General features: G+C 75.2%; 1 protein-coding gene. It reads right to left on the bottom strand.

Features of this window, described 5'->3' with window-relative positions; all coding sequences use genetic code 11:
• A partial coding sequence (locus tag ACFV0Q_RS40645) for an SDR family NAD(P)-dependent oxidoreductase (protein WP_385013023.1) occupies positions 1-2,664 on the bottom strand: 2,664 nt, incomplete at both ends.

Below are 2,664 nucleotides of genomic sequence, written 5' to 3'. Positions count from 1 at the left end.
CGCACCCCACCCGGATACCGGCAGCTCATCCCCACGATCGCGATCGGCTCATCGGCCGAAACGACCGCCACCGGAGCGAGCTCCGAGCCACCGGGTCCGTCGCCGAGCAACTCGCCCCGCAGGAAGCGGGTGAGGGCCAGCGGTGTCGGGTGGTCGAAGACGAGGGTCGCGGGCAGCCGGGTGCCGGTGACGGCGTTCAGCAGGTTCCGCAGCTCGACGGCGGTGAGCGAGTCGAAGCCGAGGTCCTTGAACTGGCGCTCGGATTCGACCTGGTCCGGTGAGGCGTGGCCGAGCACCGTGGCGACCTGGAGGCGCACCAGGTCGCTGAGGACGCGCTCCTGCTCCGCCTCGGGGAGCCCGTACAGGCTCCGGGCCAGGGCGGTGGCAGGGTCGTCCGACCCCGTGGCCGCGTGGTCACTCGGGGCATGGGCCTTGCGGACCGGGGCCTTGACGAGACCGCGCAGGAGTACGGGTACCTTGTCGCCGGCGGCCTGGACGCGCAGCCCCGCGTGGTCCAGGGGAACCGGGAAGAGGACGTCGCCGTCGGCCGCGCACGCGGCGTCGAACAGGGCGAGGCCCGTGGCCGAGTCCATGGCGACCAGGCCCATGCGGCGGATGCGCGCGAGGTCGGCCGAGTCCAGCTTGCCGGTCATCCCGCTGCCCTCGGCCCACAGCCCCCAGGCCATGGACACGGCGGGCAGCCCGGCCGCGCGGCGCTGCTGGGCGAGGGCGTCCAGGAAGGCGTTCGCGGCGGCGTAGTTGGCCTGTCCGGCGCCGCCGAGGGTGGCGGACACCGAGGAGAAGAGCACGAACGCGGACAGGTCCATCCCCCGCGTGAGTTCGTGCAGGTTCAGTGCGGCGTCCACCTTGGGGCGCAGGACGTGGTCGACGCGCTCGGGGGTGAGCGCGGAGACGATCCCGTCGTCGGTCACGCCCGCCGCGTGCACCACACCGGTCAGCGGGTGCTCCGCGGGGATCGCCGCGAGCAGCCCGGCGAGTGCCTCACGGTCGGCCACGTCGCAGGCGGCGGTGACGACCCGGGCGCCGAGTCCGGTCAGTTCGGCCTCGAACTCGGCCGCCCCCTCTGCCGTGGGACCCCGGCGTCCGGTCAGCACCAGGTGCCGCACGCCGTGCCGGGTGACGAGGTGCCGGGCGACGAGACGGCCCAGCGTGCCGGTCGCCCCGGTGACGAGGACGGTTCCGTCGGCCGTGAACGTCCGGCCCGGGCCGCCCTCCTGCGCGTCGGCCGTCGTCCGCCTCAGGCGGGGCAGCAGGACCGCGCCGCCCCGCACCGCGAGCTGCGGTTCGCCCGTGCCGACGGCGGCGCGTACGGCCTCGCGGCCGAGGTCGCTGTCCGGATCCAGGTCCGGATCCAGGTCGAGGAGGACGAAGCGTCCCGGGTTCTCCGACTGTGCCGAGCGGACCATGCCCCAGACGGCGGCCTGCGCCGGATCGAGCGCCTCGCGTTCAGCGGCGTCCGGCGCGACGGCGTGGTGGGTGACCAGGACGAGCGGCGCCGCGTCGGGCCGGTCTTCGGCGAGCCACCGCTGGATCAGCCGGAGGGTCCGGTGGGTCGTGGCCCGGACCTCGGCGGCCGTGTCGTCCGCCCGCTCGCTGCCTTCGGCGGCCGGGCGGCCCGGCGTCGCGACGACGTACTCGGGCACGGGTCCGTCCGTCGGCAGTGCGGCGGCCGGGGTCCAGTCGAGGCGGAAGAGGGAGTCGTTGCGGGGCTTCGCCGCCCGTCGTAGCTGGTCGGCGGAGACCGGGCGCAGGACGAGCGCGCCGATCGTCGCGAGCGGCCGGCCCGCTCCGTCGGCGACGAGGACCGACACCGCGTCCGTCCCGGCCGGGGTCAGCTTGATCCGTACCGCGGGGGCGCCGGCGGCCCGCAGGTGCACCTCGCTCCAGGAGAACGGCAGCAGACCCTGGCCGGTCTCGGACCCGGACAGCAGGCCGAGCCACGAGGCGTGGAGCCCGGCGTCGAGCAGCGCCGGGTGCAGTCCGTACGCGCCCGCCTCCGCGGCCGACTCCTCGGGGAGGGCGGCGGCGGCGTACAGGGAGTCGCCGTGGCGCCAGGCCTCCTTGAGGCCTCGGAAGACCGGGCCGTAGCCGAAGCCGAGCTCGTCGAGGACGTCGTACAGGTCGTCGGTGGCGACCCGTACGGCGCCTCGCGGCGGCCATACGGTGAGTTCGGACGAGGCGGGCTTCGGCGGCTCGGCGGACAGCGTGCCGCCCGCGTGACGTGTCCAGTCCTGTGCCCCGGAAGCGTCCTCCGGTCGGGAGTACAGCTCCATCGCGCAGCGTCCGGACGCGTCCCGTGCCCCGACCGTGAGGCGGAGCTGGACGCCGCCGTGCTCGGGCAGGACGAGCGGGGCCTCCAGGGTCAGCTCTTCGATCTGCGGGCAGCCGGCTTCCTGCCCGGCCCGCAGCGCCAGCTCCACGAAGGCGGTGCCGGGGACGAGGACGACTCCGGACACCGCGTGGTCCGCGATCCAGGGGTGGGTGGCGAGCGCCAGCCGGCCCGTCAGCACGATGGCCCCGTCGGGGAGCACGACGGTGGCGCCCAGCAGGGGGTGTTCGGTGTCGGCGACACCGATCGCGGTGACGTCGGCGGCCGCGGGGACGCTGAGCCAGTAGTGCTCGCGCTGGAAGGTGTACGTGGGG

Source organism: Streptomyces sp. NPDC059564 (genome assembly GCF_042735575.1).
GTDB lineage: Bacteria > Actinomycetota > Actinomycetes > Streptomycetales > Streptomycetaceae > Streptomyces.
The sequence above is the reverse complement of the archived record's forward strand: the minus strand, read 5'-3'. Positions and strand labels throughout refer to the sequence as shown.